This window comes from Streptomyces erythrochromogenes, from assembly GCF_040684695.1.
Classification (GTDB): Bacteria; Actinomycetota; Actinomycetes; order Streptomycetales; family Streptomycetaceae; genus Streptomyces; species Streptomyces erythrochromogenes_C.
On record NZ_JBFBGM010000009.1, the window covers coordinates 111,778 to 138,641 of the forward strand.

Annotated in this window: 17 protein-coding genes; 3 read left to right on the forward strand and 14 right to left on the reverse strand. The window is 68.9% G+C overall.

Features of this window, described 5'->3' with window-relative positions:
- Positions 1-20: 20 nt before the first annotated feature.
- The 8 genes from AB0O53_RS16275 to rfbB form a co-directional block, all read right to left on the reverse strand.
- Positions 21-2,621 (reverse strand): peptidoglycan recognition protein family protein, encoded by a 2,601-nt coding sequence (locus AB0O53_RS16275; protein WP_350992851.1) that lies wholly within the window; start codon positions 2,619-2,621, stop codon positions 21-23.
- A 138-nt stretch (positions 2,622-2,759) separates the two neighbouring features.
- Positions 2,760-4,568: a hypothetical protein gene (locus AB0O53_RS16280; RefSeq protein WP_350992853.1), complete on the reverse strand. Its 1,809-nt coding sequence runs from the start codon at positions 4,566-4,568 to the stop codon at positions 2,760-2,762.
- A gap of 30 nt (positions 4,569-4,598) precedes the next feature.
- A complete protein-coding gene (locus tag AB0O53_RS16285) occupies positions 4,599-5,498 on the reverse strand; it encodes a glycosyltransferase family 2 protein (RefSeq protein WP_350992854.1) in 900 nt (299 codons plus the stop codon).
- A 6-nt stretch (positions 5,499-5,504) separates the two neighbouring features.
- Positions 5,505-5,930, reverse strand: a complete 426-nt coding sequence (locus AB0O53_RS16290) for a DUF2304 domain-containing protein (RefSeq protein ID WP_350992855.1) — start codon at positions 5,928-5,930, stop codon at positions 5,505-5,507.
- Entirely contained in the window at positions 5,927-6,616 is a 690-nt protein-coding gene (locus AB0O53_RS16295) for a glycosyltransferase family 2 protein (RefSeq protein ID WP_030842670.1), read from the reverse strand. Before AB0O53_RS16295 ends, AB0O53_RS16290 begins: the two co-directional genes overlap by 4 nt.
- A 68-nt stretch (positions 6,617-6,684) precedes the next feature.
- Positions 6,685-8,019 (reverse strand): lipopolysaccharide biosynthesis protein, encoded by a 1,335-nt coding sequence (locus tag AB0O53_RS16300; protein ID WP_350992857.1) that lies wholly within the window; start codon positions 8,017-8,019, stop codon positions 6,685-6,687.
- Positions 8,016-8,939: a dTDP-4-dehydrorhamnose reductase gene (gene rfbD, locus AB0O53_RS16305; protein ID WP_434094384.1), complete on the reverse strand. Its 924-nt coding sequence runs from the start codon at positions 8,937-8,939 to the stop codon at positions 8,016-8,018. The genes AB0O53_RS16300 and rfbD overlap by 4 nt, the downstream gene beginning before the upstream one ends.
- On the reverse strand, positions 8,936-9,913 hold the full coding sequence (gene rfbB / locus AB0O53_RS16310; protein WP_350992859.1) for a dTDP-glucose 4,6-dehydratase: 978 nt from the start codon (positions 9,911-9,913) through the stop codon (positions 8,936-8,938). Before rfbB ends, rfbD begins: the two co-directional genes overlap by 4 nt.
- 81 nt (positions 9,914-9,994) lie before the next feature.
- Between rfbB and rfbA the strand changes: the two genes are divergently transcribed.
- On the forward strand, positions 9,995-10,870 hold the full coding sequence (gene rfbA, locus AB0O53_RS16315; protein WP_030026474.1) for a glucose-1-phosphate thymidylyltransferase RfbA: 876 nt from the start codon (positions 9,995-9,997) through the stop codon (positions 10,868-10,870).
- Positions 10,867-11,466, forward strand: coding sequence for a dTDP-4-dehydrorhamnose 3,5-epimerase (gene rfbC, locus AB0O53_RS16320; RefSeq protein ID WP_030653604.1), 600 nt, complete (start codon positions 10,867-10,869; stop codon positions 11,464-11,466). Before rfbA ends, rfbC begins: the two co-directional genes overlap by 4 nt.
- Before the next feature lie 195 nt (positions 11,467-11,661).
- Here rfbC and tuf read toward each other — a convergent pair whose 3' ends face one another.
- The 4 genes from tuf to rpsL all read right to left on the reverse strand — a co-directional run bounded on the left by tuf (position 11,662) and on the right by rpsL (position 16,023).
- Positions 11,662-12,855, reverse strand: a complete 1,194-nt coding sequence (tuf, locus tag AB0O53_RS16325) for an elongation factor Tu (protein WP_030653602.1) — start codon at positions 12,853-12,855, stop codon at positions 11,662-11,664.
- 151 nt (positions 12,856-13,006) lie between these two features.
- The gene (fusA, locus tag AB0O53_RS16330; protein ID WP_030026471.1) at positions 13,007-15,139 is read right to left on the reverse strand and encodes an elongation factor G; all 2,133 of its coding nucleotides are present in this window, start codon (positions 15,137-15,139) and stop codon (positions 13,007-13,009) included.
- A gap of 39 nt (positions 15,140-15,178) precedes the next feature.
- Positions 15,179-15,649, reverse strand: coding sequence for a 30S ribosomal protein S7 (gene rpsG / locus AB0O53_RS16335; protein WP_007265894.1), 471 nt, complete (start codon positions 15,647-15,649; stop codon positions 15,179-15,181).
- 2 nt (positions 15,650-15,651) lie between these two features.
- Complete coding sequence (gene rpsL, locus AB0O53_RS16340) at positions 15,652-16,023, reverse strand: 30S ribosomal protein S12 (RefSeq protein WP_007265893.1); 372 nt, start codon at positions 16,021-16,023, stop codon at positions 15,652-15,654.
- Positions 16,024-16,399: 376 nt separating this feature from the next.
- Between rpsL and AB0O53_RS16345 the strand changes: the two genes are divergently transcribed.
- A complete protein-coding gene (locus AB0O53_RS16345) occupies positions 16,400-18,868 on the forward strand; it encodes a YfhO family protein (protein ID WP_350992862.1) in 2,469 nt (822 codons plus the stop codon).
- 98 nt (positions 18,869-18,966) lie between these two features.
- On the opposite strand, the gene AB0O53_RS16350 is transcribed toward AB0O53_RS16345, so the two are convergent.
- Complete coding sequence (locus AB0O53_RS16350) at positions 18,967-22,866, reverse strand: DNA-directed RNA polymerase subunit beta' (RefSeq protein WP_350992864.1); 3,900 nt, start codon at positions 22,864-22,866, stop codon at positions 18,967-18,969.
- A gap of 101 nt (positions 22,867-22,967) precedes the next feature.
- Entirely contained in the window at positions 22,968-26,450 is a 3,483-nt protein-coding gene (gene rpoB, locus AB0O53_RS16355) for a DNA-directed RNA polymerase subunit beta (RefSeq protein WP_350992866.1), read from the reverse strand.
- Positions 26,451-26,864 lie beyond the last annotated feature (414 nt).

The following is a 26,864-nucleotide window of genomic DNA, read 5'->3' on the forward strand; positions in this document are numbered from 1 at the left end:
CGCGAAGGCGTGGTCGCGCCCTAGCGGAAGTACCCCGTGATGTCCGCGATGAGGTCCACGGATCCGGAGTTGTTGTAGAAGCTGACCTTGCCGTCCACCACGGGCACGACCACCAGGTTGGGGATGGTGAGGCCGGGGGTGAAGTTCAGGTTCGACGCGCTCGTGCGGGTGGTGCCGCTCGGGAACACCGACACGAAGCTGGCCTCGGTCGGGTTCGTCGCGGTCACGTTCAGCACCACGGCCTTGATCCCGTCGGCCGGGACGCCGCCGATGCCCGCGACGGGGAGGGTCACGACGCCGCCTCCGGTGACCGGGCCCTGGCGGACGCCGGTGCCCGTGCGGGTGTCCATCAGGCGCTTCGGACCGAAGTTCGCGTGCGTGGCGCCCGTGTCGCTGTCCGAGAAGTAGCCGGTGATGTCCGCGATCAGGTCGACGGTGCCCTGGTTGTTGTAGAAGCTGACCTTGCCGTCCACGACGGGCACGACCACCAGGTTGGGGATCGTCTGGCCGGGGGTGAAGTTCAGGTTCGACGCGCTGGAGCGGGTGGTGCCGCTCGGGTAGACCGACACGAAGCTGGGCTGCGTCGGGTTCGTCGCCGTCACGTTCAGCACGACGGCCTTGACGCCGGTGGCCGGGATGCCGTCGACGCCGGCGACGGGCAGGGTGACCACGCCGCCGGTGCCGACCGGGGCGGCCGGGACGCCGGTGCCCGTACGGGTGTCCATCAGGCGCTTCGGGCCGAAGTTGGTCTGCGTGGCGCCGTCACCGGTCGAGGTGAAGTAGCCGGTGATGTCCGCGATCAGGTCGACGGTGCCCTGGTTGTTGTAGAAGCTGACGCTCCCGTTGACGACCGGCACGACCACCAGGTTGGGGATCGTCCTGCCCGGGGTGAAGTTCAGGTTCGACGCGCTGGAGCGGGTCGTGCCGTTCGGGTAGACCGACACGAAGCTGGGCTGCGTGGGGTTGGTCGCCGTCACGTTCAGCACCACCGCGGTGGGCGTGCCGCCGGTGGCCGCGGCCACGGGCAGGGTGACCACTTCGCCGCTGCCGACCGGGCCCTTGCGGACGCCGAGGCCCTCGCGGGTGTCCATCAGCCGCTTCGGGGTCAGGGGGACGAACTTGGCGCCCTTGACGTCCGCCTCGACGGTGACCGCGAGGCTCGTGGAGACCTTGCCGTTCGCGGCGGTCGCCCGGACCCGGACCTCGTGCTTGCCGTCGGTCACGACGGCGGTCGCCTTGCGGCCCGCGCCGTCGGTGACCGCGGTGGCCTCGCCGTCCACGAGGAGCTCGAACTTGGCCAGCCGGCCCGTGGCCGTGCTGGTGGTCCAGTCGACGGTGAGGGCGGCGCCGCTCGGGAGCGTGGCGCCCGGCGCGGCCGTCGCGCCGTTCACCGAGGCGATCTTCAGCTGGGCCGCGGGGCCCGTCTGGCGGAGCGCTTCGAGCTGCGGGTAGAGCGAGTTGCCCGGGCACTGGGTGTTGAAGCCGTCGCGGTGCCCCGAGAGCGACTTGAACTGGTACTGCTGCCCCTTGGTGAAGGAGGTGCCGGAGTAGTTCTTCTGCGTGTCGCCCGCGGTCAGCGTCGCGGTGCCGTTCATGTCGCCGTCGTACTGGCCGAGCTTGTACGCCGCGACCTTGGAGATGCCTTCGAGCGCGGCGGCGGAGGCGCCGCCGTTGGTGTAGTCACCGAGGACGGAGACGCTCGTCGACTCGGCGTTCCAGCCGTAGGTGTGGGCGCCCTGGACGGGCTGGTCCACGCCGCCCTGGCGGCCCTCGAAGAGGTTGCCGCACTTGTCGACGAGGAAGTTGTAGCCGAGGTCGCGCCAGCCGTTGGTCTTCACGTGGTAGACGTGCAGACCGCGGACGATGGCCGCGGACTCGGAGCACTCGTACGGGGTGGTTGCCGCGGTGTGGTGGACGAAGACGGTCTTGATCTTCCCGCCGGGCAGGTAGATCGGGCCCTCGTTGTTCAGGGACTCGTCCGCGCCCCACTGCACGCGGGAGACCACGTCAGGCCGCGGGGCGGTCGATTCCGGTCCCGGCGTCGTCGGCGCGGGGTCCGCGGCGGGGAGGGAGAAGGCGGCCGGGCCGAGGCCCAGGTCGTTCTTCTTGGCCTTCGCGGCGCCGGCACCCGGGTCCACCAGGTTCAGCTCCATACCGGCGGGCAGCGTGCCGCCCCCGGTCACCCGGACCTCGGCGCCGTCGGACGGGCCGACCCAGACGGGCTCGGTGGCGCCGCGCAGGCCCGGGCGCTTGCCGTCGAGGCCGGACTCGGCCTGCTCCAGCACGACCCACTTCGACCACTTGCCGCTGTCGGCGTCACGGGTGCGGGCCTCGATCTTGCCCTTCACCTCGGCCTCGGGGTCGGTCCAGGAGACGCCGAGGAGCCCGAACGGCTCGGTCTCCCGCTGGGAGAGGACGGCCTCGCCCTGGCCCTTGGGCTTGAGGGCGAGCTTGTGCACCTCCCCCTCGACCGGTCCCTTCTCGCGGGCGCGGGCGCTGTAGGGCGACACCTCGCCCTCGTCGGAACCGCCCGTGCCGTTTGCGACGCCCTGTATGCCCAGGACCGCCACGACGCCGAGCGCGGCGGCCAGAGCCGTCCCGCGCGCACGACCTAGTTTCAAGTTGTCCCCAACCCCTATAGAGAACCCGCCAGGTGAGAGCACTGGCCGACGGGATCCTACTGGCCGGTGTGACGGCCGATCAGGGCGGGATGGGGGGTGCGGGCGTGATGCGCGTCGCAGCCGAGTCGCACGCGAGTGCTATTCGACCGACTTGTCCTTGAATGGCGCCTTGCGGCCGCAGATCGCGGGCCAGTCCTTGGCCACGATGTTGGCGCACCAGATCTCGCCGTCGTCCTTGAACTGCTTCCACAGCTTGACCTGGAGGTCCTCGCAGCTCTTGGTCGGTGCGAAGCGCGGGCACGTGCCGTTGGGCAGTTTGATGTTGTGCGCGCGCCAGGCGTCGAGGCCCATGAGGTCGGTGTCCTCGTGCGTCGGCATGTAGCGGTTGACCGACCAGGAGGCGCCCATGGTGGCGAACAGCGCGACCGCGCACACCATGCCGGCCGAGAGCTGACGGATCGTCCGGCGCGGGATCACCCGCGCCGACGGGGCGGCGGAGGCCGGGCGCAGGGTCCGCTCGGTCCAGCCCGAGCCCCGCTGGACCGCCGCCATCACGCCGAGCACGGCCAGGATCATCAGCGAGTACATGATGATCCAGGTGGTCCGCGGGAAGAGCTGGACCGCCTTGTCGTGCTCCATGTTCGAGGCGAACCAGAAGCGGGCGAGCCAGGCGCCCGCGAGGACCGCCGCGGCGGTGCGGACCATGATGTTCCGCAGGCCCAGGCCGACACCGAGGCCCACGCCGAGGATCAGCAGCAGCGCGAAACCGGTCTGGCCCGCCATCTCCCCGGAGACCGGCCACTGGTTGTACTTGATGTAGCCCGTCCGGTCGGAGATCCAGCCCAGGACGTAGCCGGGGTCCGCGTACACCCCGAGGTAGGCGTACCGGTCCGGGGTCTGCGATCCCAGCCGCGCCATCTGGTAGAGCAGCGGGGCGCCGATGATCCCGGCGGTGACCAGCACCGACCCGACGAACAGCGCCGCCCGCTTCACCGCGGGGGCGCCGGCCCGCCACGGGAAGAGGAAGAAGAAGAGCACGGCGGCGCCGGGCGCGGCCCAGACGAACCAGCCCGAGTACCAGAGGAAGAGCACGCCGAAGACCGCGCCGAGGGCCGCGCCCCGCAGCACCAGGGACTTCGGGGTGCGGCCGGCCGACCGGCGCAGCTCGCGGAAGCAGTACCCGAGGAGCGGCAGCAGCACGACCATCACGACGTGGCTGTACGGGCGGACCGGGTCGAGGAAGAGCACGGCCGCCGGGACCGCGATCAGCAGCGCCCAGAAGGGGCGGAGCAGCAGGCGCCACGCCAGGTACGCCATCGGGCCGACCAGGGCGCTGCAGATGATCTGGAGGTCGTGCAGGGCGAAGCCCGCGCTGCCGAGGCCGTCGTAGCGGACCTTGGCCCACAGGGCCATCAGCGCCGGGAACGCGGGCGGGTAGATGCCCGACATGCCCTCGCCCGACAGGAACGAGTTGGCCATCTCCACCAGGACGCTCGGGTCGCCCTCCTGGCCGCCCAGCGGGTGCGGGGTGCCGCGCAGCGCGACGACGATGCCGCCGGCCACGATGCCGGTGGCGAGCCCCGCCAGGGCGCCGCAGACCAGCCGCTTGACGACCTGATGGCGCCGGTCCGGGCCCCGGTAGGCCGTGTAGAGCAGCAGTCCGAGCAGCGGAAGCCCGATGACGGCCGCGTGCAGCTGGAGCCTGGCGAGTCCGCTGACCTGGCCGATGCGGTTCATCGGGTTGACGCCGATGTGCCGGCTCAGCAGCGTGTATCCGAGAGCCGCCCCGACGCTGACGACCACCTCGGCCAGGACCAGCACCCACCGGCGGGAGAGCCACCCCTCGCCCCGTGAGGGGGACGGGCGGCCCCCGGCCTTCGCCGGTTCGCCAGGACGCCGGTCCGGGGCGCCGGCTTCGCCGACCGCCTCGGGGGCCAGGTGTGTCATCTCGGTCCGTTTCGTGGTGGCGGAGTCTGATCAGTTCTGGCCGGAGGTGAAGGCGTGCTTGGCCAGCGTGCGGGCACCCGCCTTGTTGCCGCTGCGCAGGGCTCCGGGGAGCATCGTCAGCGCGTGCAGCCGGGAGGCGCTGTGGAAGCGGGCCGCGCGGGCCGCCTTCGGCCAGCCGCGGGCGTCCATGCGGTCGGCCACGGCGGAGAAGTAGCGCTCGGCCTCGGCGAAGCGGGTCCCGGAGAAGGCCTGGACCGACGACTCGCTGACGGCGTGCCGGCGGTACTGGAAGACGGTCGTCGAGTTGTCGATGACCATCTCCTCCCCGGCTTCGAGCAGGTCGACGACGAGCGCGAGGTCCTGGATCACCGAGTAGTCGTCGCGGAAGTTCACCTTGCGCAGCACCTCTCCGCGCCAGGCGATCGAGGGGAAGTAGAGCCAGTTGCCGCGCAGCACGCTGGCGGCCAGCTCCTCGCCGCCCATCAGGCGGCGTCCCTTCACCTGCGGTGCGTACAGCCGCTTCTTGGTGTTGTCGGCCAGGCCCTGGGTCACCTGGCCGGTGCCGTCGATGACCTCGACGCCGGGCTGGACCATGCCGATGCCCGGGCGTTCCCCGATGATCGAGCGGACGGTCTCCAGGTAGTGCGGGTGCAGCACGTCGTCGCAGCCCATGATGACCACGTAGTCGGCCTCGGAGAGCCGCACGCACTTCTGGAAGTTCTTGGTGATCCCGAGGTTCTGCTCGTTGCGCGTGTAGTGCACGCGGTCGTCGCCGAGCGCGGCGAACCAGCCCGGTACGTCGGGCTCCTTGCCGTCGTCGATGACGACGAGGCGGAAGTCCCGGTCCGTCTGGGCCAGGACGCTGCGCACGGCGTCCTGCATCAGCTGCACGTCCCCGTAGTAGGGGAGCATGAAGTCGAAGGTCACCATGGAGCGTCAGGCCTTCACGGAGTCGGAGTCGGCGTCCGCCTTGACGTGGGCGTCGCTGCCGGCGGCGAGGGGCTCGGCGCTCAGGCGCTCGTCGTTGTGCCGCATGCCCTCGTTGATGGCCACCGTCCGGGCGAGGTCGGTGATCTTCTTCTCCAGGGAGCGGAACCGCAGGAAGGTGTTGAGCGTGAGGAAGCCCATCGCGAGGACCATCACGTACAGCACCAGGTCGGTGCCGCGGCCGACGCCGAGCTGGTGGGCCAGCCACGTCACGTCCGTCGGGCGGAGCACCGCGTAGACGTTGACGACGACGAACAGGGAGAACGCGATGCGCTTCCAGGCCCGGTTCTTCGCCTGGCTCCACGTGCGGATGAAGACCAGGGCCATCGACACGGAGCCGACGATCAGGACGAGCTGGATCCAGAAGTACTTCATCGACGCCCACGCTCCCGCAGCGAAATGTCAAAGATGATGTTCACGCCGTTGATGAGGGACTGGCCCTTGGAGCGCGAGTATTCGGTGTAGAGGATGTCCACCGGGACCTCGGTGACCCGCAGGTCGGAGCCGGCGAGGAAACCGACGAGCTCGGACGCGTGCGCCATGCCGTTCATCGTGATGTTCAGCTGCTCGGCGGCCTTGCGGCTCAGGACGCGCAGCCCGTTGTGCGCGTCGGTGAGCTTGAGCTTGCGGGCGGTGGGGCTGACGGCGGCGGCCGTGCGCAGCACGACCTGCTTGATCCACGGCACCTGGCCGTTCTGCTCGATGAAGCGGGAGCCGAGCACCACGTCGGCCTCGTCGCGCCGCAGCACGCCGACCATCGTCTCGACGTCCTTGGTCTGGTGCTGGCCGTCGGCGTCGAAGGTCGCGAAGTAGCGGGAACCGGGCTGGGAGAGCGCGTACTTCAGACCGGTCTGGAGGGCGGCACCCTGGCCGAGGTTGACCGGGTGGCGGACCAGGTGGGCGCCCGTGGTGGCTATGTGCTCGGCCGAGTCGTCGGTGCTGCCGTCGTCGACGACGACGATGTTGGGGAACGTCTTGCGGGCCCCCTCGACCACGTCGGCGATCACCTGGCCCTCGTTATAGGCCGGTATGACCAGCCAGACATCGTCGTATTGGGACACGGTAGCTCCAGCGGAATGTGGCACGTACGAGTGCACGGTGATCGGTGTGACGTCTTGGGCCGGCATGGTCATCTTCCGACCGCTCCCACGCCCGGGGCGCCGGCTTCGGTCATCTGCCGGGGTGCTTCACCGGCTGCGGCCGCGGCTCCGGGGAAGCTCAGCCTGAGGGCTGCCAGCATAGCGAGCACGGTGGCGGTCGAGCCCAGGGCGTAGGCGACGATCACGCGCACGGCCACCTCGCCCGGGATCAGGGTGGTGCCCAGCAGGACCGCGGTACCGAGGGCCCAGCAGAGCAACTGCAGGTTGTGCCGCTTGAATACCATGAGCGCCTGTCCCAGGACCATCGCGAACATGTATGCCACGGTGCCCGCGGACAGCAGGAAGAAGTCGAAGTGCCCCAGTACCGGGTCCTCGATGCCGAAGAGGACCTCGATGAGCCAGGGGCCGAGGGCCGTGGCGGGCACGCCGCCGAGCAGGCCCAGCGCTCCGACGACCAGGGCGATGCGGCGCAGCATCGCCCAGAAGGCCGCGCGGTCGCCGGCGGTGAAGGCGGCGGTCAGGCCGCTGAGCAGCGAGGCCTGCAGCGAGCCGAAGACGAAGAGCGGCACGCGCGCCAGGACCAGGGCGCTGAGCAGCGAGGCGATCAGGGCGCTGTCGGACGGGGCCAGCAGCTTGGTGCTCATCACGGCCGCGTTCACGACCAGTTGGGACAGCAGCGTCGCGCAGACGAGCAGGCCGAGGCCGCCCGAGAGCTCCCGCCAGGCGATCGGCTCGCCGGGCCCGACCGCGCGCAGCAGCGCGGGCAGCGTCACCAGCGTCGCGACGACGGGTGCGACGCCCAGGATGAGGCTGAAGGCCAGTGCCGAGTGCAGCCCGAACAGGGCGCACCCGAAGGCGAGGAGGATGCGCAGCCCGCCGTCGACGGCGAGCTGGGTGCCGTACGCGCCGAAGCGGCCGAGGCCCGCCAGCACACCGCGGGTGAGGTAGCAGACGGCCATGCCGGTGAAGGCGCCGCCGAGCGCGGCCACCAGGGCGCGGTCCCCGTGGAAGAGCAGGTCGGCGATGGGGCCGGCGGCGAGGCCGAGGACCAGCAGGGTGGCGCCGAGGATCCCGCCGGTGAGGAGGGTGGCGCGGCGCAGCACCGGGGCGGCGCCGTGGCCCAGGACCGCCCGGGCGGAGACGATCCGGGTGAGCTCCTGCTCGATGGGGAAGAAGACGCCGATGCCGATGGACATGACGATGGTCCAGAGCACCGAGACGTTCGCCAGGGCTTCCGTCGACAGGCTGTGCCCGGCCACGCCCAGGTGCACGTAGGAGGCGGCACCGAGCACGACGGTGCCGCCGGCCACCGCGACGGTGCCCGGCGGCAGCGCCGCGGTCAGCTTGTTCAGCAGGGCTTTCATCCCGCGCGGCCGTCCCGGGCCGCCTTCGCGAGGGCGGCGAAGCCGGGGGTGGCCAGCGCCCGGGCCAGCTGTTCGCGCCAGTCGGGCAGCGGTTCCAGTCCGGCCTCTTCCTGCCACGCGTCGTGCGCGAGCACGCTGAAGGCGGGGCGGACGGCGGGGCGGACGAAGGCCTCCGAGGTGGTCGGCCGGATCCGCTCGGGGTCCAGACCGCTCAGCCGGTAGGTCTCGCGGGCCAGCCCCATCCAGGTGGTGCGGCCGCTCGCGGTGCCGTGGTAGATCCCGCCCTTGGCCCAGCCCTTGAGGGCGGCCAGGCCGAGGTCGACCAGGTGGCGGGCCAGCGCGTAGGACCAGGTGGGCTGTCCGTGCTGGTCGTCGACGACGTCGAGGGTGTCGCGCTGGGCGGCCAGCTTCAGCATGGTGGCGACGAAGTTCGGCCCGTGCTCGCCGTACAGCCAGGCGGTCCGTACGACGTAGCCGTCCTGCGGCAGCAGTTCGGTGACGGCCTGCTCGCCGACGAGCTTGGAACGCCCGTAGGCGTTGACCGGGCCGGTCTCGGCGTCCTCGCGGTAGGGCTCCGAGGCGTCGCCGGGCAGCACGTAGTCGGTGGAGACGTGGATCAGGCGCACGTGGGCGGCGGCGCACGCCTCGGCGAGGACGCGCACGGCGGTGCCGTTGACGGCGGTCGCGGCCTCCTCGGCGATCTCGGCGCCGTCGACGTCCGTCCAGGCGGCGCAGTTCACGACCACGGTGGCGCCCTCGACGGCGGCCCGGACGGCCGCCGCGTCGGCGATGTCGAGGTCGGCGCGGGTCAGGCCCACGGCCTCGATCTTCGCGCGCTTCAGCACGGTCAGGACGTCCTGGCCGAGCATCCCGCCGGCGCCGGTGACGAGCCAGCGCCCGGCCGACGAGTTGGTGCTCACTTCTGCAGGGCCGCCTTCGCCTTCAGCGGCTCCCACCAGGCGCGGTTCTCGCGGTACCAGTCGATGGTGGCCTTGATGCCGTCCTCGAAGGTGACCTGGGGCGCGTAGCCCAGCTCGGCGCCGATCTTGCTGATGTCGATGGAGTAGCGCAGGTCGTGGCCCTTGCGGTCCTCGACGTGCTCGACCATGTCCCAGCCGAGGCCCGCGGCCTCCAGCAGCACGCCGGTGAGCTCCTTGTTGGTGAGCTCGGTGCCGCCGCCGATGTTGTAGACCTCGCCGGCGCGGCCCTTGCGCATGGCCAGGTCGATGCCGCGGCAGTGGTCGGAGACGTGCAGCCAGTCGCGGACGTTGCCGCCGTTGCCGTACAGCGGGACCTTCTTGCCGTCCATCAGGTTCGAGACGAACAGCGGGATGACCTTCTCCGGGAACTGGTAGTGCCCGTAGTTGTTGGAGCAGCGGGTGACCACCACGTCCATGCCGTGGGTGCGCGCGTACGCCAGCGCCAGCAGGTCGGAGGACGCCTTGGAGGCGGAGTACGGGGAGTTGGGCACCAGCGGCCACTCCTCGGTCCAGGAGCCCTCGCTGATCGAGCCGTAGACCTCGTCCGTGGAGATGTGGACGAAGCGGCCGACGCCGTGCTTGCGGGCGGCGTCCAGCAGCACCTGGGTGCCGACGACGTTCGTCATGACGAAGGGGCCCGCACCGGCGATCGAACGGTCCACGTGGGACTCGGCGGCGAAGTGCACGACCACGTCGTGGCCGGCCATCACCTGGTCGACGGCCTCGGCGTCGCAGATGTCGCCCTTGACGAAGCGGTATCCGGAGTGGTCCGCCACCGGGGCGAGGTTGGCCTCGACGCCCGAGTAGGTCAGCTTGTCGAAGACGGTGATCTGCGCCGTGGCGTCAGCACCGAGCTGCTGGCGGACGAATTCTGAACCGATGAAGCCGGCGCCGCCGGTCACGAGGATGCGCATAATACGAAGAGTCTAGCCGCCTGCCGAACGTCACACGCCGGACGGTCGGACCGCCCCGGCCCTCTCGCATAGGGTTCACCCATGCGTGGAATCCTTTTGGCCGGTGGCACCGGATCGCGACTCTGGCCGCTGACTCGGGCCGTCTCGAAGCAGCTGCTGCCCGTCTTCGACAAGCCGATGATCTACTACCCGCTCTCCACCCTGGTGATGGCGGGCATCAGCGAGATCCTGATCATCACCACCCCTGAAGACCGTGACCAGTTCGAGCGCCTGCTCGGCGACGGTTCGCAGTTCGGACTGCGGCTGGAGTACGCCGTCCAGGAGCGTCCGGAGGGCATCGCCCAGGCGTTCGTGCTCGGCGCCGACTTCATCGGCGACGAGTCCGTCGCGCTGATCCTCGGCGACAACATCTTCCACGGCAGTGGCCTCGGCACCCGCCTCGCCCAGCACACCGACGCCAAGGGCGGCCGCGTGTTCGCGTACCCGGTGGCGGACCCGACCGCCTACGGCGTCGTGGAGTTCGACGAGAAGGGCCAGGCCATCTCCATCGAGGAGAAGCCGGTCAAGCCCAAGTCCCGCTACGCGGTGCCCGGTCTGTACTTCTACGACAACCAGGTCGTGGAGATAGCCAAGGGCCTCAAGCCCAGCGCCCGCGGCGAGCTGGAGATCACCGCCGTCAACGACGCCTACCTCCAGGCCGGCGAGCTCAACGTCACGATCCTGGACCGCGGTACCGCCTGGCTCGACACCGGCACCTTCGTCTCGATGGTCCAGGCCTCCGAGTTCGTCCGCGTGATCGAGGAGCGCCAGGGCTTCAAGATCGGCTGCATCGAGGAGGCGGCCTGGCGGGCCGGCCTGATCGACTCGGCCCAGCTCCGCGCGCTCGCCGAGCCGCTGACCAAGAGCGGTTACGGCACCTACCTGCTGGCCCTGCTCGACGAGGAGGAGGGCAAGTGAAGTTCCGCGAACTCTCCATCGCGGGCGCCTTCGAGGTGACCCCGCAGCTGCACGGCGACCCGCGCGGCCTGTTCACCGAGTGGTACCGCTTCGACCGCCTGGCGGAGGTCGTCGGCCACCCGCTGAACCTGGCGCAGGCGAACCTCTCCGTCTCGGCCGCCGGCGTGGTCCGCGGCATCCACTTCGCCGACGTTCCGCGCGGCCAGGCCAAGTACGTGACCTGCGTACGGGGCGCCGTGCTCGACGTCATCGTCGACCTGCGGGTGGGCTCCCCCACCTTCGGCAAGTGGGAGGGCGTCCGCCTCGACGACGTCGACCGCCGCGCCGTCTACATCCCCGAGGGCCTCGGCCACGGCTTCTGCGCCCTGACCGACGACGCGACCCTGTCGTACCTCTGCTCGGAGACGTACAACCCGACCGGCGAGCACTCCGTGCACCCGCTCGACCCGGACCTGGGCATCGAGTGGCCGGCCGACGTCCCGCAGCTGTCCGCGCGCGACGAGGCCGCCCCGTCCCTGGCCGAGGCCATCGCCACCGGGCTGCTCCCGGACCACGCCGCCTGCCTCGAGTTCACCGAGTCGCTCCGCGTGAGCTGACCGGCTGCCGCACTCACGACAGAGGGCCGCACCCCGGACGGGGGTGCGGCCCTCTTGCGTACCCGGGCCCGATGCCGGGGGTGGAATGCCGGGGGTGGAATGCCGAAGGGCCCCGCCCCACCGCCGAAGCGATGGGCCGGGGCCCTCCAGTGCAACTAGGTGCTCGTCGAACGAGCTACCAGGTCAGAACACGAATTACTTCGTGATCTTGGTGACCTGGCCGGCGCCCACGGTACGACCACCCTCACGGATGGCGAACTTCAGGCCCTCCTCCATGGCGACCGGCTGGATCAGCGCGACCGACATCTCGGTGTTGTCGCCCGGCATGACCATCTCCGTGCCGGCCGGCAGGGTGACGACACCCGTGACGTCCGTGGTACGGAAGTAGAACTGCGGACGGTAGTTGTTGAAGAACGGGGTGTGACGGCCACCCTCGTCCTTCGACAGGATGTAGGCCTGGGCCTCGAACTCGGTGTGCGGGGTGACCGAACCGGGCTTGATGATGACCTGGCCGCGCTCGACGTCCTCGCGCTTGATGCCACGGAGGAGCAGACCGACGTTCTCACCGGCCTGGCCCTCGTCGAGCAGCTTGCGGAACATCTCGATACCGGTGACCGTGGTGGTGGTCTTCTCTTCCTTGATACCGATGATGTCGACGGTCTCGTTGACCTTCAGGACACCACGCTCGATACGGCCGGTGACGACCGTACCGCGACCGGTGATCGTGAAGACGTCCTCGACGGGCATGAGGAACGGCTTCTCGGTGTCACGCGGCGGGGTCGGGATGGCCTCGTCGACGGCGGACATGAGGCCGAGGAGCTTCTCGCCCCACTCCTTGTCGCCCTCGAGCGCCTTCAGCGCGGAGACGCGGACGACCGGCAGGTCGTCGCCCGGGAACTCGTACTCGGAGAGGAGCTCACGGACCTCGAGCTCGACGAGCTCCAGGATCTCCTCGTCGTCCACCATGTCGGCCTTGTTCAGGGCGACGACGATGTAGGGGACGCCGACCTGGCGGGCCAGGAGCACGTGCTCCTTGGTCTGCGGCATCGGGCCGTCGGTGGCGGCGACCACGAGGATCGCGCCGTCCATCTGCGCGGCACCGGTGATCATGTTCTTGATGTAGTCCGCGTGACCCGGGCAGTCGACGTGGGCGTAGTGACGCGCCTCGGTCTGGTACTCGACGTGCGCGATGGAGATGGTGATACCGCGCTGGCGCTCCTCAGGAGCCTTGTCGATCTGGTCGAAGGCCGAGGCCTCGTTCAGGTCCGGGTACGCGTCGTGCAGCACCTTGGTAATGGCGGCCGTGAGGGTCGTCTTACCGTGGTCAATGTGACCGATGGTGCCGATGTTGACGTGCGGCTTAGTCCGCTCGAACTTCGCCTTCGCCACGGGGGTCCTCCTGGAGAGTGGTTCTGTACGCCTTACAGATCGGCGCCAGGTGATCTTTGCTGGAAAGCCGGCCGGTCCCCGGGGCAACGGGAGTGGCTCCTGTTGCCCCAGAGGCTGCCGGTGACAAGCCTAAAGCGTGTACTCGGAAGAGTTACTCGCCCTTGGCCTTCGCGATGATCTCCTCGGCGACGTTCCGGGGAACCTCGGCGTAGGAGTCGAACTGCATCGAGTAGCTGGCGCGACCCGAGGTCTTGCTGCGGAGGTCGCCGACGTAGCCGAACATCTCCGACAGGGGCACGAGGCCCTTGACGATCTTGGCTCCGTGACGGTCCTCCATGGCCTGAATCTGGCCACGGCGGGAGTTGATGTCACCGATGACATCGCCCATGGACTCCTCGGGCGTGGTGACCTCAACGGCCATCATCGGCTCGAGCAGAACGGGCGAAGCCTTGCGCGCGGCCTCCTTGAAGGCCTGCGAACCGGCGATCTTGAAGGCGAGCTCGGAGGAGTCGACCTCGTGGTAGCCACCGTCGAGAAGCGTGACGCGGACGCCCGTCATCTCGTAGCCGGCGAGGATGCCGAACTGCATGGCCTCCTGCGCACCCGCGTCCACCGAAGGGATGTACTCCTTCGGCACACGACCACCGGTGACCTTGTTCACGAACTCGTACGCCGGGCCGTCGGCCTCGGTGATGGGCTCGATCGCGATCTGCACCTTGGCGAACTGACCGGTACCACCGGTCTGCTTCTTGTGGGTGTAGTCGTGACGCTCGACGGCCTTGCGGATCGTCTCGCGGTACGCGACCTGCGGCTTGCCGACGTTGGCCTCGACCTTGAACTCGCGCTTCATACGGTCGACCAGCACCTCGAGGTGCAGCTCGCCCATACCGCCGAGGATGGTCTGGCCCGTCTCCTCGTCCGAGTGAACGTGGAAGGAGGGGTCCTCCTCCGCGAGACGCTGGATGGCGACACCCAGCTTCTCCTGGTCACCCTTGGACTTGGGCTCGATGGCGACCTGGATGACCGGAGCCGGGAAGTCCATGGACTCCAGGATCACGGGCTGCTTGTCGTCGCACAGCGTCTCACCGGTGGTGGTCTGCTTCAGGCCCATCACGGCGACGATGTCGCCGGCGCCCACCGAGTCGATCTCCTCACGCTTGTTCGCGTGCATGCGGTAGATCTTGCCGATGCGCTCCTTCTTGCCCTTGACGGAGTTCAGCACCGCAGTGCCGGCCTCCAGGCGGCCCGAGTAAACCCGGACGAAGGTGAGCTTACCGAGGTGCGGGTCGCTCATGATCTTGAAGGCGAGCGCGGCGAGGGGCTCCTCGTCGGACGGCTTGCGCTTCACGACCGTCTCGGCGTCGCGGACGTCGTGGCCCTCGATGGCCTCGATGTCCAGCGGCGACGGCAGGTAGCGGACGACGGCGTCGAGCAGGGGCTGAACACCCTTGTTCTTGAACGCCGTGCCACAGAACACCGCGGTGATCGTGGGCTCGCCCTTGCCCTTGCCGGAGCCGAGGATGATGCGACGGACAGCGGCGTGCAGCTGCTCCTCGGTCGGCTCGTCGCCGTTGAGGAAGAGCTCCATGATCTCGTCGTCGTTCTCGGCGACGGTCTCGACCAGCTTGCCGCGCCACTCTTCAGCGGTCTCGGTGTGGCTGGCCGGGATGTCGACGATGTCGTACATCTCGCCCTTGGTCGCCTCGGCGGACCAGACGAGCGCCTTCATGCGAACGAGGTCGACGACGCCCTGGAAGTCGGCCTCGGCACCGATCGGGAGCTGCATGACGATCGGAACCGCACCGAGGCGGTCCTTGATCATGTCGACGCAGCGGTGGAACTCGGCGCCGGTGCGGTCGAGCTTGTTGACGAAGCAGATGCGCGGGACGCCGTAGCGGTCCGCCTGACGCCAAACGGTCTCGGACTGCGGCTCGACGCCGGCCACACCGTCGAAGACGGTGACGGCGCCGTCGAGGACGCGGAGCGAACGCTCCACCTCGACGGTGAAGTCGACGTGACCCGGGGTGTCGATGATGTTGATGGTGTGGTCAACATCTTCGAGCGGCCAGTGGCAGGTGGTGGCGGCAGACGTGATGGTGATACCACGCTCCTGCTCCTGCTCCATCCAGTCCATCGTGGCGGCGCCGTCGTGGACCTCACCGATCTTGTACGACACACCGGTGTAGAACAGGATGCGCTCGGTGGTGGTCGTCTTGCCCGCGTCGATGTGGGCCATGATCCCGATGTTGCGGACCTTGGCCAGGTCAAGCGAAGTGGTAGCCATAAGGCTTCGGTCTTCTCTCGGTCTCGATGTGGGGTGGGACTACCAGCGGTAGTGCGCGAAGGCCTTGTTGGACTCGGCCATCTTGTGCGTGTCCTCGCGCTTCTTGACGGCAGCGCCAAGACCGTTGGAGGCGTCGAGCAGCTCGTTCATGAGGCGCTCGGTCATGGTCTTCTCACGACGGGCGCGGGAGTAGCCCACGAGCCAGCGGAGGGCCAGGGTCGACTGGCGACCCGGCTTGACCTCGACGGGGACCTGGTAGGTCGCGCCACCGACACGGCGGGACTTGACCTCGAGGGACGGCTTGACGTTCTCCAGCGCGCGCTTCAGCGTGATGACCGGGTCGTTGCCGGTCTTCTCGCGGAGGCCTTCCATGGCGCCGTAGACGATGCGCTCGGCGGTGGAGCGCTTGCCGTTCAGGAGGATCTTGTTGATGAGCGAGGTCACCAGAGGAGATGCGTAGACCGGGTCGATGATGACCGGGCGCTTCGGGGCGGGGCCCTTACGAGGCATTCTTACTTCTCCTTCTTGGCGCCGTAGCGGCTGCGGGCCTGCTTGCGGTTCTTGACAGCCTGGGTGTCAAGCGCACCGCGGATGATCTTGTAACGAACACCCGGCAGGTCCTTCACACGGCCACCACGCACGAGCACGATCGAGTGCTCCTGCAGGTTGTGTCCCTCACCCGGAATGTAAGCGGTGACCTCGATGCCGGAGGTCAGACGCACACGCGCGACCTTACGGAGCGCCGAGTTCGGCTTCTTCGGGGTGGTCGTGAACACACGCGTGCAGACACCACGACGCTGGGGCGAAGCCTCGAGCGCGGGAGTCTTTGTCTTCTCGACCTTGTCCTGCCGGCCCTTACGGACCAGCTGCTGGATCGTAGGCACTACTTCTCCGGTTTCTGTGTGCCGTGTAGTGAAGCTAACCTGGAACTTTGCCGACCCACGCGGTCGGGTGTGTCGGATCCTGCACACTTCCACCGAGGTGAGAGAGGCGCGGATCGCGGTGTGGACTTCTCGGCTCACCGCGGGTCTGAAGCGCGCGCGGGAGCCCAGGGCACACCCCAGGCACAAGGTCAGAGCGTACCTACCTCATGGAGGTAGGTCAAAACAAATGCCCAGCACGAAAACCCGCCGCGCGCAAGCGGGGCGGGGGCCGTTCGGCCCGGCGGCCCGCCCCGGCGCCCTAAACTGACACCTTGCCCGGGCGCTGGGCGCCCGCGAGTCGATCAGCCGATCAGCAGGGAGCAGCACATTGGGGACCGTGGCACCCGAGCCGACCACAGTCGATGCCCGGCCCCCCGCACCGGCGCGCCCGTCGGCCGTCCTGCGGTCCGTCCGCCGCTCCACCCGCCTGCGCGGCCCCCTGCTGGCCTTCCTCGTGACCGCGGCCGCCTTCTGCGCGGCCTGGGCGGCGCGCGGCACGTTCCCCTTCGGCAACACCGGGCGGGCCATCAACGACCAGGCGAACCAGTACGTGCCCTTCCACCGCGGACTGTGGGACCTGGTGCACGGACAGGCCGCCGGCGACCTGCTCTTCAGCTGGCGCGGCGGCTTCGGACAGCAGTTCCTGTCCGACTACTACACCTACCTCGGCAACCCGTTCTCCTGGCTGGCCGTCCTCGTCCCGCGCGCCCACGTCGACCTCGCCGTCTTCGCGATCACCCCGGTCACGATGGGCACCGCCGCCGCGGTGATGACGGTGTACCTCGGCAAGCTGCACGCCGGCCCCTGGTGGCAGCGGGGAGTGCTCGGGGCGACGTACGGGCTGTGCGGCTGGGCGCTCAGCGACGCCTCGTACATCCCGATGTGGCTCTGGGGCCTGGTCGCCCTCCCGATGCTCGGCATCGCCGTCGAGTGGTGCCTGGAGGGCCGCCGCTGGCCGGGGGCGGCCCTGCTGGTCGCGCTCGCCTGGTTCGGGAACTTCTACACGGCGATGATGGCCACGATGGCCGCCTGCGTCCTGCTGGCGATCCGCCTGGCCACCCGCGACACCTCGGCCCGCGAGCGGCTGCTGGCCCTGTGGCGGGCCGCGACGGCCGCCGGGACCGGGATCCTGCTCACGCTGCCGCTGCTGCTGCCGTCGTTCCTCTCCAGCGGGGCCGCGCAGCCCACCAGGGCCGCGGCCTTCGACCCCGTGAGGATCGAGGTCTTCTTCGCGGGGATGCTGCCGGCCACCCACCTGTGGGGCGGCCGCCCCCGGCTCTACGTGGCCTCGCTGGGCCTGATCCTGGCCGGGTCCTTCCTGCTCAACTCCGCCGTCGCGCGCCGCACCCGCCTGGTGTGGGCGGCCGCCACCGCGCTCGTCCTCGCCTCCTTCCAGTTCCCGCCCACGCAGTACGTGTGGCACGGGCTGGCGGTGCCGAACGGCAACCCGTACCGCGAGACCTTCGTCTTCAGCGGGATGGTGGTGGTCCTGGCCTGGCTGGCACTGGCCAACCGGCCCCGCCCGCGGCACCTGGCCCTGATGGCCGCCCTGCTGGTCGCGGCCGCCTTCGTCCTGCGCCGCACCGACGACTTCGGCGGCTGGACCTGGCCGGCGGTGCTCGGCGGCGGGGGCCTCTCGCTGCTGGCGCTGGTCCTGCTGCGGCTCGGCGAGAAGCGCCGCTTCCTGGTGCCGGTCGCCGCCGTGCTGATGATCGGCGTCGTCCTCGCGGAGTCCACGGTGGCCGCGGCCGGCGCCGACGCCCGCCGGGCCCGCGAGCGCTGGGCCAAGCCGGTCCCCACCTCGAACCAGTCGATCGCCCGGCACTTCGACGCCGTGCGCGGGGTCGAGGGCTGGCCCGCGTACCGGACCGACTCGGGCGCGCCGCAGACCGCGTACAACGACGCCCTGGCCCTGCGCGCGGAGGGGCCGCAGTACTACAGCAGCTACCTCCCGGAGGCCACCTACCGGGCGCTGGAGCCCCTCGGCTACGGCTTCAAGAACGACGGCCGGACCTTCTTCGGCGCCGACAACCCGGTGCTCGACGCGATCTTCTCGATCGGCGCGCGGGTCCGCCCGGGGGCCGACCCGGGCAGCTGGACGGCCGAGCGGTTCCCGGCGCCCCCGCTGGTCACCGTCCGCACCGCCCCGTACGCCTCCCCGAACCCGGCGGACAGCGTCTACGCCCGCCAGGAGACCGTGCTGGGCGCCACCGTCTACGAGGTCCCGCAGGTCACCCGCAGCGACGGCCCCGACGCCCGGACGTACGCGGCCCAGTGCCGGCCCGGCTCCGAGGCCTACTGGTACTCCCCCGCCCTGTACGGCTCCCTGCGCTCCGGCGCCACCGAGAAGCCGCTGGAGGAGGAGACGACCGGGGTGACCCCGATCGGCCCCGTCCCGGCCTCCGGCAGGGTCGAGGTCACCGTGCGGACCCGTACGCAGGGCGCCGACGCGGGCGCCCACCCGCTGGGCTGCCTGGACCGTACGGCCCTCGCCGCCTCCGTCGACCGGCTCAAGGCCACCGGCGCCACCGCGGTCGAGGTCGGCGGCCACTCCCTGCGCGCCACCTTCTCCCCGGGCACGCGGGGCACGGCGGTCATCGCCACCACCGCGGTCCCCGGCTGGAGCTGCTCGGCCCCGGTCCAGCCCTTCCACGGCCTGCTGGCCGTGGACCTCGCCCCGGGCACGACCGAGGTCTCCTGCACCTTCACCCCGAAGGGCTTCACCGCCGGCCTCGGCGGCGCCGCCCTGGCGCTCCTGGCCCTCGCCGCGGTCCCCGTGACGACCCGGCTGCGCCGCCGCCGCTGACCGCGGCGCCGACCGCGGCCGGCTCCCCTCCCCCGCGGGAACGAAGAAGCCCCCCGCCGCTCCTCTCGGAGCGGCGGGGGGCTTCTTCTTACGAGCTCTTAGCCGTTGTACGGGCCGTAGTCGTAGTCCTCCAGCGGGACAGCCTGGCCGGAGCCGGTGCCGAAGGGCGAGTAGTCGATGTCGTCGTAGCCGACGGCCGAGTACATCGCGGCCTTCGCCTCCTCGGTGGGCTCCACCCGGATGTTGCGGTAGCGGGCGAGGCCCGTACCGGCCGGGATGAGCTTACCGATGATGACGTTCTCCTTGAGGCCGATCAGGGAGTCGGACTTGGCGTTGATCGCCGCGTCCGTCAGGACCCTGGTCGTCTCCTGGAAGGACGCCGCCGACAGCCACGACTCGGTCGCGAGCGAGGCCTTGGTGATACCCATCAGCTGCGGACGGCCGGAGGCGGGGTGACCGCCCTCGGTGACCACGCGACGGTTCTCGGTCTCGAACTTCGACCGCTCGACCAGCTCGCCCGGCAGGAGCTCCGCGTCGCCGGACTCGATGATCGTCACGCGGCGCAGCATCTGCCGGATGATGATCTCGATGTGCTTGTCGTGGATCGACACGCCCTGCGAGTTGTAGACCTTCTGGACTTCGCCGACCAGGTGGACCTGGACGGCACGCTGGCCGAGGATGCGCAGCACGTCGTGCGGGTTGGTGGCACCCATGGTGAGCTTCTGGCCCACCTCGACGTGGTCGCCCTCGTGCACGATGACCTTGGCGCGCTTGGAGATCGGGAACGCCGTCTCGTCGCTGCCGTCGTCGGGCGTGATGACGATCTTCTTCGTCTTCTCGGTCTCCTCGATCCGCACGCGGCCGGCGGCCTCGGAGATCGGGGCGACACCCTTCGGGGTACGGGCCTCGAAGAGCTCGACGACACGCGGCAGACCCTGCGTGATGTCGTCACCGGCCACACCACCGGTGTGGAAGGTACGCATCGTCAGCTGGGTACCGGGCTCACCGATGGACTGGGCGGCGATGATGCCGACCGCCTCACCGATGTCGACCAGCTTGCCGGTGGCCAGCGAGCGGCCGTAGCAGAAGGCACAGGTGCCGACCGCGGACTCGCAGGTCAGGACCGAGCGGGTCTTGACCTCCTCGACGCCGTTGGCGACCAGGGCGTCGATGAGGACGTCACCGAGGTCGACGTTGGCCGGCGCGATGACCTTGCCGTCGATGACGACGTCCTCGGCCAGCATGCGGGCGTAGATCGAGGTCTCGACGTCGTCGGCCTTGCGCAGCACGCCGTCCTCGCCGCGAACGGCGATCTTCAGCTTCAGGCCGCGCTCGGTGCCGCAGTCCTCCTCGCGGATGATGACGTCCTGCGAGACGTCCACCAGACGACGGGTCAGGTAACCCGAGTCGGCGGTACGCAGGGCGGTGTCCGCCAGACCCTTACGGGCACCGTGCGTGGAGATGAAGTACTCCAGAACGGTGAGGCCCTCACGGAAGGACGCCTTGATCGGACGCGGGATGGTCTCGTTCTTCGCGTTCGACACCAGACCACGCATACCGGCGATCTGTCGCATCTGCATCATGTTTCCTCGGGCACCCGAGTCAACCATCATGAAGATGGGGTTCGTCTTGGGGAAGTTCGCGTTCATCGCCTCGGCAACCTCGTTGGTCGCCTTGGTCCAGATCGCGATGAGCTCCTGCGTGCGCTCGTCCTTGGTGATCAGACCGCGCTCGTACTGCTTCTGGACCTTCTCGTCCTGCGCCTCGTAGCCCGCGACGATGGCCTTCTTGGCCTCGGGCACGACGACGTCGGAGATGGCCACGGTGACGCCCGAACGGGTCGCCCAGTGGAAGCCGGCCGCCTTCAGGTTGTCGAGCGTCGCCGCCACGATGACCTTGGGGTAGCGCTCCGCCAGGTCGTTGACGATCTCGGAGAGCTGCTTCTTGCCCACCGAGTAGTCGACGAACGGGTAGTCCTCGGGCAGCAGCTCGTTGAAGAGCGCGCGGCCCAGGGTGGTGCGCAGGCGGAAGCTGTCGCCCGGCTGGAACTCCTGCTCGCCCTCTTCGGCGACCGGCGCCACCCAGCCGCGCGGCGGGATGGTGCCCACCGGGAAGCGGATGTCGACGGACGACTGCAGCGCGAGCTCGCCGGCGTCGAACGCCATGGTCGCCTCGGCCGTGGAGCCGAACGCGCGGCCCTCGCCCTTGGTGTCACGGAGCTCACCGTCGGTGGTCAGGAAGAACAGACCCAGGACCATGTCCTGCGTCGGCATCGTGACCGGACGGCCGTCGGCCGGCTTGAGGATGTTGTTCGAGGACAGCATCAGGATGCGGGCCTCGGCCTGCGCCTCCGCGGAGAGCGGCAGGTGCACGGCCATCTGGTCACCGTCGAAGTCCGCGTTGAACGCGGTGCAGACGAGCGGGTGGATCTGGATGGCCTTGCCTTCGACCAGCTGGGGCTCGAAGGCCTGGATGCCGAGGCGGTGCAGCGTGGGCGCACGGTTCAGCAGGACCGGGTGCTCGGCGATGACCTCTTCGAGCACGTCGTACACGACCGTGCGGCCGCGCTCGACCATGCGCTTCGCCGACTTGATGTTCTGCGCGTGGTTCAGGTCGACCAGGCGCTTCATCACGAACGGCTTGAAGAGCTCCAGCGCCATCGCCTTCGGCAGACCGCACTGGTGCAGCTTGAGCTGCGGGCCGACGACGATCACGGAACGCGCGGAGTAGTCCACGCGCTTGCCGAGGAGGTTCTGGCGGAAGCGACCCTGCTTGCCCTTCAGCATGTCGCTGAGGGACTTCAGGGGGCGGTTGCCGGGACCGGTGACCGGGCGACCACGACGACCGTTGTCGAAGAGGGCGTCGACGGCCTCCTGGAGCATGCGCTTCTCGTTGTTCACGATGATCTCGGGGGCACCGAGGTCGAGAAGGCGCTTCAGGCGGTTGTTGCGGTTGATCACGCGGCGGTACAGGTCGTTCAGGTCGGAGGTCGCGAAGCGGCCACCGTCCAGCTGCACCATCGGACGCAGGTCCGGCGGGATGACCGGGACGCAGTCCAGGACCATGCCCTTGGGCTTGTTGCTGGTCTGCAGGAACGCGGAGACGACCTTGAGGCGCTTGAGCGCACGGGTCTTCTTCTGGCCCTTGCCGGTACGGATGATCTCGCGGAGGCGCTCGGCCTCCTCCTCCAGGTCGAAGGACTCGAGACGCTTCTGCAGCGCGGCGGCGCCCATGCAGCCGTCGAAGTACGTGCCGAAGCGGTCACGCAGCTCGCGGTAGAGCAGCTCGTCGCCCTCCAGGTCCTGGACCTTGAGGTTCTTGAAGCGGGCCCACACCTCGTCGAGGCGGTCGATCTCGCGCTGGGCGCGGTCGCGGAGCTGCTTCATCTCGCGCTCGGCACCCTCGCGCACCTTGCGGCGCACGTCGGCCTTGGCACCCTCGGCCTCGAGCTCGGCCAGGTCGCTCTCGAGCTTCTTGGCTCGGCCTTCGAGGTCGGCGTCGCGGCGGTTCTCGATCTGCTGGCGCTCGACGGAGACGTGGGCCTCCAGCGACGGCAGGTCGCGCTGACGGCGCTCGTCGTCGACGAACGTGATCATGTACGCGGCGAAGTAGATGACCTTCTCGAGGTCCTTCGGCGCGAGGTCCAGCAGGTAGCCCAGGCGCGACGGGACGCCCTTGAAGTACCAGATGTGGGTAACGGGAGCGGCAAGCTCGATGTGGCCCATCCGCTCACGGCGCACCTTGGCGCGCGTGACCTCGACGCCACAGCGCTCACAGATGATGCCCTTGAAGCGGACACGCTTGTACTTGCCGCAGTAGCACTCCCAGTCCCGGGTCGGACCGAAGATCTTCTCGCAGAAGAGTCCGTCCTTCTCGGGCTTCAGGGTGCGGTAGTTGATGGTCTCCGGCTTCTTGACCTCGCCGTGCGACCAGGTTCGGATGTCGTCCGCGGTGGCAAGGCCGATCCGCAGCTCGTCGAAGAAGTTGACGTCGAGCACTGTGCGTCAATCCCTCTTTCGGGGTCGTGTCTCTTGATCAGTGGTCTGAACGGTCCCGGGGATGACGGGGGGCTCTGTTCGTGAGCCCCCCGTCAGGCCCGTCAGACCTCTTCGACGCTGCTCGGCTCGCGCCGGGACAGGTCGATACCGAGCTCCTCCGCCGCGCGGAAGACGTCCTCGTCGGTGTCGCGCATCTCGATGGACATGCCGTCCGAGGACAGCACCTCCACGTTGAGGCAGAGCGACTGCATTTCCTTGATGAGCACCTTGAAGGACTCGGGAATGCCCGGCTCGGGGATGTTCTCGCCCTTGACGATGGCCTCGTAGACCTTCACGCGGCCGGTGACGTCGTCGGACTTGATGGTCAGCAGCTCCTGGAGGGCGTAGGCGGCGCCGTAAGCCTCGAGCGCCCACACCTCCATCTCACCGAATCGCTGGCCACCGAACTGTGCCTTACCACCCAGCGGCTGCTGCGTGATCATCGAGTACGGACCGGTCGAACGGGCGTGGAGCTTGTCGTCGACCAGGTGGTGGAGCTTGAGGATGTACATGTACCCGACCGAGATCGGGTCCGGGAACGGCTCGCCGGAGCGGCCGTCGAACAGGCGCGCCTTGCCGGACGGGAGGACCAGGCGGTCACCGTCGCGGTTCGGGATGGTGTGCTCGAAGAGGCCGGCGAGCTCGTCCTCGCGGGCGCCGTCGAACACCGGGGTGGCGACGTTGGTGCCGGGCTCGACGCGGTCGGCGCCGATGGCCTTCAGTCGCTCGGCCCACTCCTCACCCAGACCGGAGACGTCCCAGCCGCGGCTGGCGAGCCAGCCGAGGTGGATCTCCAGGACCTGTCCCGGGTTCATTCGGGACGGGACACCCAGCGGGTTCAGGATGATGTCGACCGGGGTGCCGTCCTCCAGGAACGGCATGTCCTCGATCGGGAGGATCTTGGAGATGACACCCTTGTTGCCGTGACGGCCGGCGAGCTTGTCACCGTCGGTGATCTTGCGCTTCTGGGCGACGTAGACGCGGACCAGCTGGTTCACGCCCGGGGGAAGCTCGTCGCCCTCCTCGCGGTCGAAGACGCGGACGCCGATGACCTTGCCGATCTCACCGTGGGGGACCTTGAGCGAGGTGTCACGCACCTCGCGGGCCTTCTCACCGAAGATCGCGCGGAGCAGACGCTCCTCCGGGGTCAGCTCGGTCTCACCCTTGGGCGTGACCTTGCCGACCAGGATGTCGCCGGCGACGACGTCCGCACCGATGCGGATGATGCCGCGCTCGTCGAGGTCCGCGAGGACCTCCTCGGAGACGTTCGGGATGTCCCGGGTGATCTCCTCGGGGCCGAGCTTGGTGTCACGGGCGTCGACCTCGTGCTCCTCGATGTGGATCGAGGAGAGGACGTCGTCCTGCACGAGGCGCTGCGACAGGATGATCGCGTCCTCGTAGTTGTGGCCTTCCCACGGCATGAACGCGACGAGCAGGTTCTTGCCGAGGGCCATCTCGCCCTCTTCGGTCGCCGGTCCGTCGGCGAGGACCTGGGACTCGACGATCCGGTCACCCTCGTTGACGATGACCTTCTGGTTGACCGAGGTGCCCTGGTTCGACCGGGAGAACTTGGCGACGCGGTACGTGGTGTACGTGCCGTCGTCGTTGGCGACGGTGATGTAGTCGGCCGAGACCTCCTGGACGACACCGTCCTTCTCCGCACGGATCGAGTCACCGGCGTCGACCGCACAGCGGTACTCCATGCCGGTGCCGACGAGCGGGGCCTCCGCCTTGATGAGCGGAACGGCCTGGCGCATCATGTTCGCGCCCATGAGGGCACGGTTGGCGTCGTCGTGCTCCAGGAAGGGGATCATCGCGGTCGCGACGGACACCATCTGGCGCGGGGAGACGTCCATGTAGTCGACGTCGCCGCCGGCGATGTAGTCGATCTCGCCGCCACGACGGCGGACCAGGACGCGGTTCTCGGTGAAGCGCATGTCGTCGGACAGGGCCGCGTTGGCCTGCGCGATGACGAAGCGGTCTTCCTCGTCGGCCGTCAGGTAGTCGACGTCGTCGGTGACGACACCGTCGATGACCTTGCGGTACGGGGTCTCGACGAAACCGAACGCGTTGACGCGGCCGTAGGACGCGAGCGAGCCGATCAGACCGATGTTCGGGCCTTCGGGGGTCTCGATCGGGCACATGCGGCCGTAGTGCGACGGGTGGACGTCTCGGACCTCGAAGCCGGCCCGCTCACGGGACAGACCGCCGGGGCCCAGCGCCGACAGGCGGCGCTTGTGGGTCAGGCCCGAGAGCGGGTTGTTCTGGTCCATGAACTGCGACAGCTGGCTGGTGCCGAAGAACTCCTTGATGGAGGCGACGACCGGCCGGATGTTGATCAGGGTCTGCGGCGTGATCGCCTCGACGTCCTGGGTGGTCATGCGCTCGCGCACGACGCGCTCCATACGAGCCAGACCCGTGCGGACCTGGTTCTGGATGAGCTCGCCGACGTTGCGCAGACGACGGTTGCCGAAGTGGTCGATGTCGTCGGTCTCGACCACGATCGAACGGCCGGACTCGCCGATCGTCTCGGTCTCGCCGGCGTGCAGCTTGACCAGGTACTTGATCGTGGCGATGACGTCGTCGGTGGTGAGCACACCGGCGTCGAGCGGCTCGTCGGCGCCGAGCTTCTTGTTCACCTTGTAGCGGCCGACCTTCGCGAGGTCGTAGCGCTTGGGGTTGAAGTAGAGGTTCTCGAGCAGCGTCTGAGCGGCCTCGCGGGTCGGCGGCTCGCCCGGGCGCAGCTTGCGGTAGATGTCGAGCAGCGCGTCGTCCTGGCCCTGGGTGTGGTCCTTCTCCAGGGTGGCGCGCATGGACTCGTACTCGCCGAACTCCTCGAGGATCTGCTCGGTGGTCCAGCCGAGAGCCTTCAGGAGGACGGTGACGGACTGCTTGCGCTTGCGGTCGATGCGGACGCCGACCATGTCGCGCTTGTCGATCTCCATCTCCAGCCAGGCACCCCGGGACGGGATGATCTTGGCGGAGAAGATGTCCTTGTCGGACGTCTTGTCGATGGAGGAGTCGAAGTAGACACCGGGGGAACGGACGAGCTGCGACACGACGACACGCTCGGTGCCGTTGATGACGAAGGTGCCCTTGTTGGTCATGAGCGGGAAGTCGCCCATGAAGACCGTCTGAGACTTGATCTCTCCGGTCTCGTTGTTCGTGAACTCGGCCGTGACGAACAGCGGAGCCGCGTACGTGAAGTCGCGCTCCTTGCACTCGTCGACGGAGTTCTTCGCCGGCTCGAAACGGTGGTCGCGGAAGGTCAGCGACATCGACCCGGAGAAGTCCTCGATCGGCGAGATCTCCTCGAAGATCTCTTCCAGACCGGACTTGGTGGGGACGTCCTGTCCACTCTCAAGCGCCGACTCGACGCGAGACTTCCAGGCGGCATTGCCGAGAAGCCAGTCAAAGCTCTCGGTCTGCAGCGCCAGGAGGTTCGGAACCTCGAGGGGCTCCTTGATCTTTGCAAAGGAGATGCGCAGCGGGGCGGTGCTGGCACCGTTGTTCGTATTGGTCGAGGCGTTGCGCGAGGCGGCCAAGAGGGGGTCCTTCCGAGGGCTCGGACTCACTACGCGCGTACCGGTCCCAGCAGACACAGAAGACAGGCCCCCCGATTCCGGCCCAAAAGGCCAGGTCAGGGCAGATCAATCAAGTGTGCTCAAGCGTGGGCATGTCCCTGGCGACGGGCAGGGGACAGCTAACAGGCAGCGCAAAGGGTCAGTGTAGCCACTTGGCTCACTGATGTCCAGACCAGGTTTCCGGAAACCGGCAACAGGCCTTCCCCATGTCGTTCAACCCTGCGTCCAACGCTGCCGCTCTCGTGCACAGAGCGCGTATCAGTACTGCCCTCTTCGTAGTCGATCCATGCCTCGGATCTCGGATCGGGGCGGCCGACCTCTCGACGGGTCTGAGAATTGCGCGCCGCGACCCGTTCGTCAAGGCCCCCTGCTCCG

Bases quoted from the DNA above. Each gene is read 5' to 3' on its own strand.
- fusA (WP_030026471.1), bottom strand. From the start codon at position 15,139: ATGGCTACCACTTCGCTTGACCTGGCCAAGGTCCGCAACATCGGGATC.
- rfbA (WP_030026474.1), top strand. From the start codon at position 9,995: ATGCGTGGAATCCTTTTGGCCGGTGGCACCGGATCGCGACTCTGGCCG.
- AB0O53_RS16290 (WP_350992855.1), bottom strand. From the start codon at position 5,930: ATGAAGTACTTCTGGATCCAGCTCGTCCTGATCGTCGGCTCCGTGTCG.
- AB0O53_RS16280 (WP_350992853.1), bottom strand. From the start codon at position 4,568: ATGACACACCTGGCCCCCGAGGCGGTCGGCGAAGCCGGCGCCCCGGAC.
- rpsG (WP_007265894.1), bottom strand. From the start codon at position 15,649: ATGCCTCGTAAGGGCCCCGCCCCGAAGCGCCCGGTCATCATCGACCCG.
- rfbB (WP_350992859.1), bottom strand. From the start codon at position 9,913: ATGCGCATCCTCGTGACCGGCGGCGCCGGCTTCATCGGTTCAGAATTC.
- AB0O53_RS16300 (WP_350992857.1), bottom strand. From the start codon at position 8,019: ATGAAAGCCCTGCTGAACAAGCTGACCGCGGCGCTGCCGCCGGGCACC.
- AB0O53_RS16285 (WP_350992854.1), bottom strand. From the start codon at position 5,498: ATGGTGACCTTCGACTTCATGCTCCCCTACTACGGGGACGTGCAGCTG.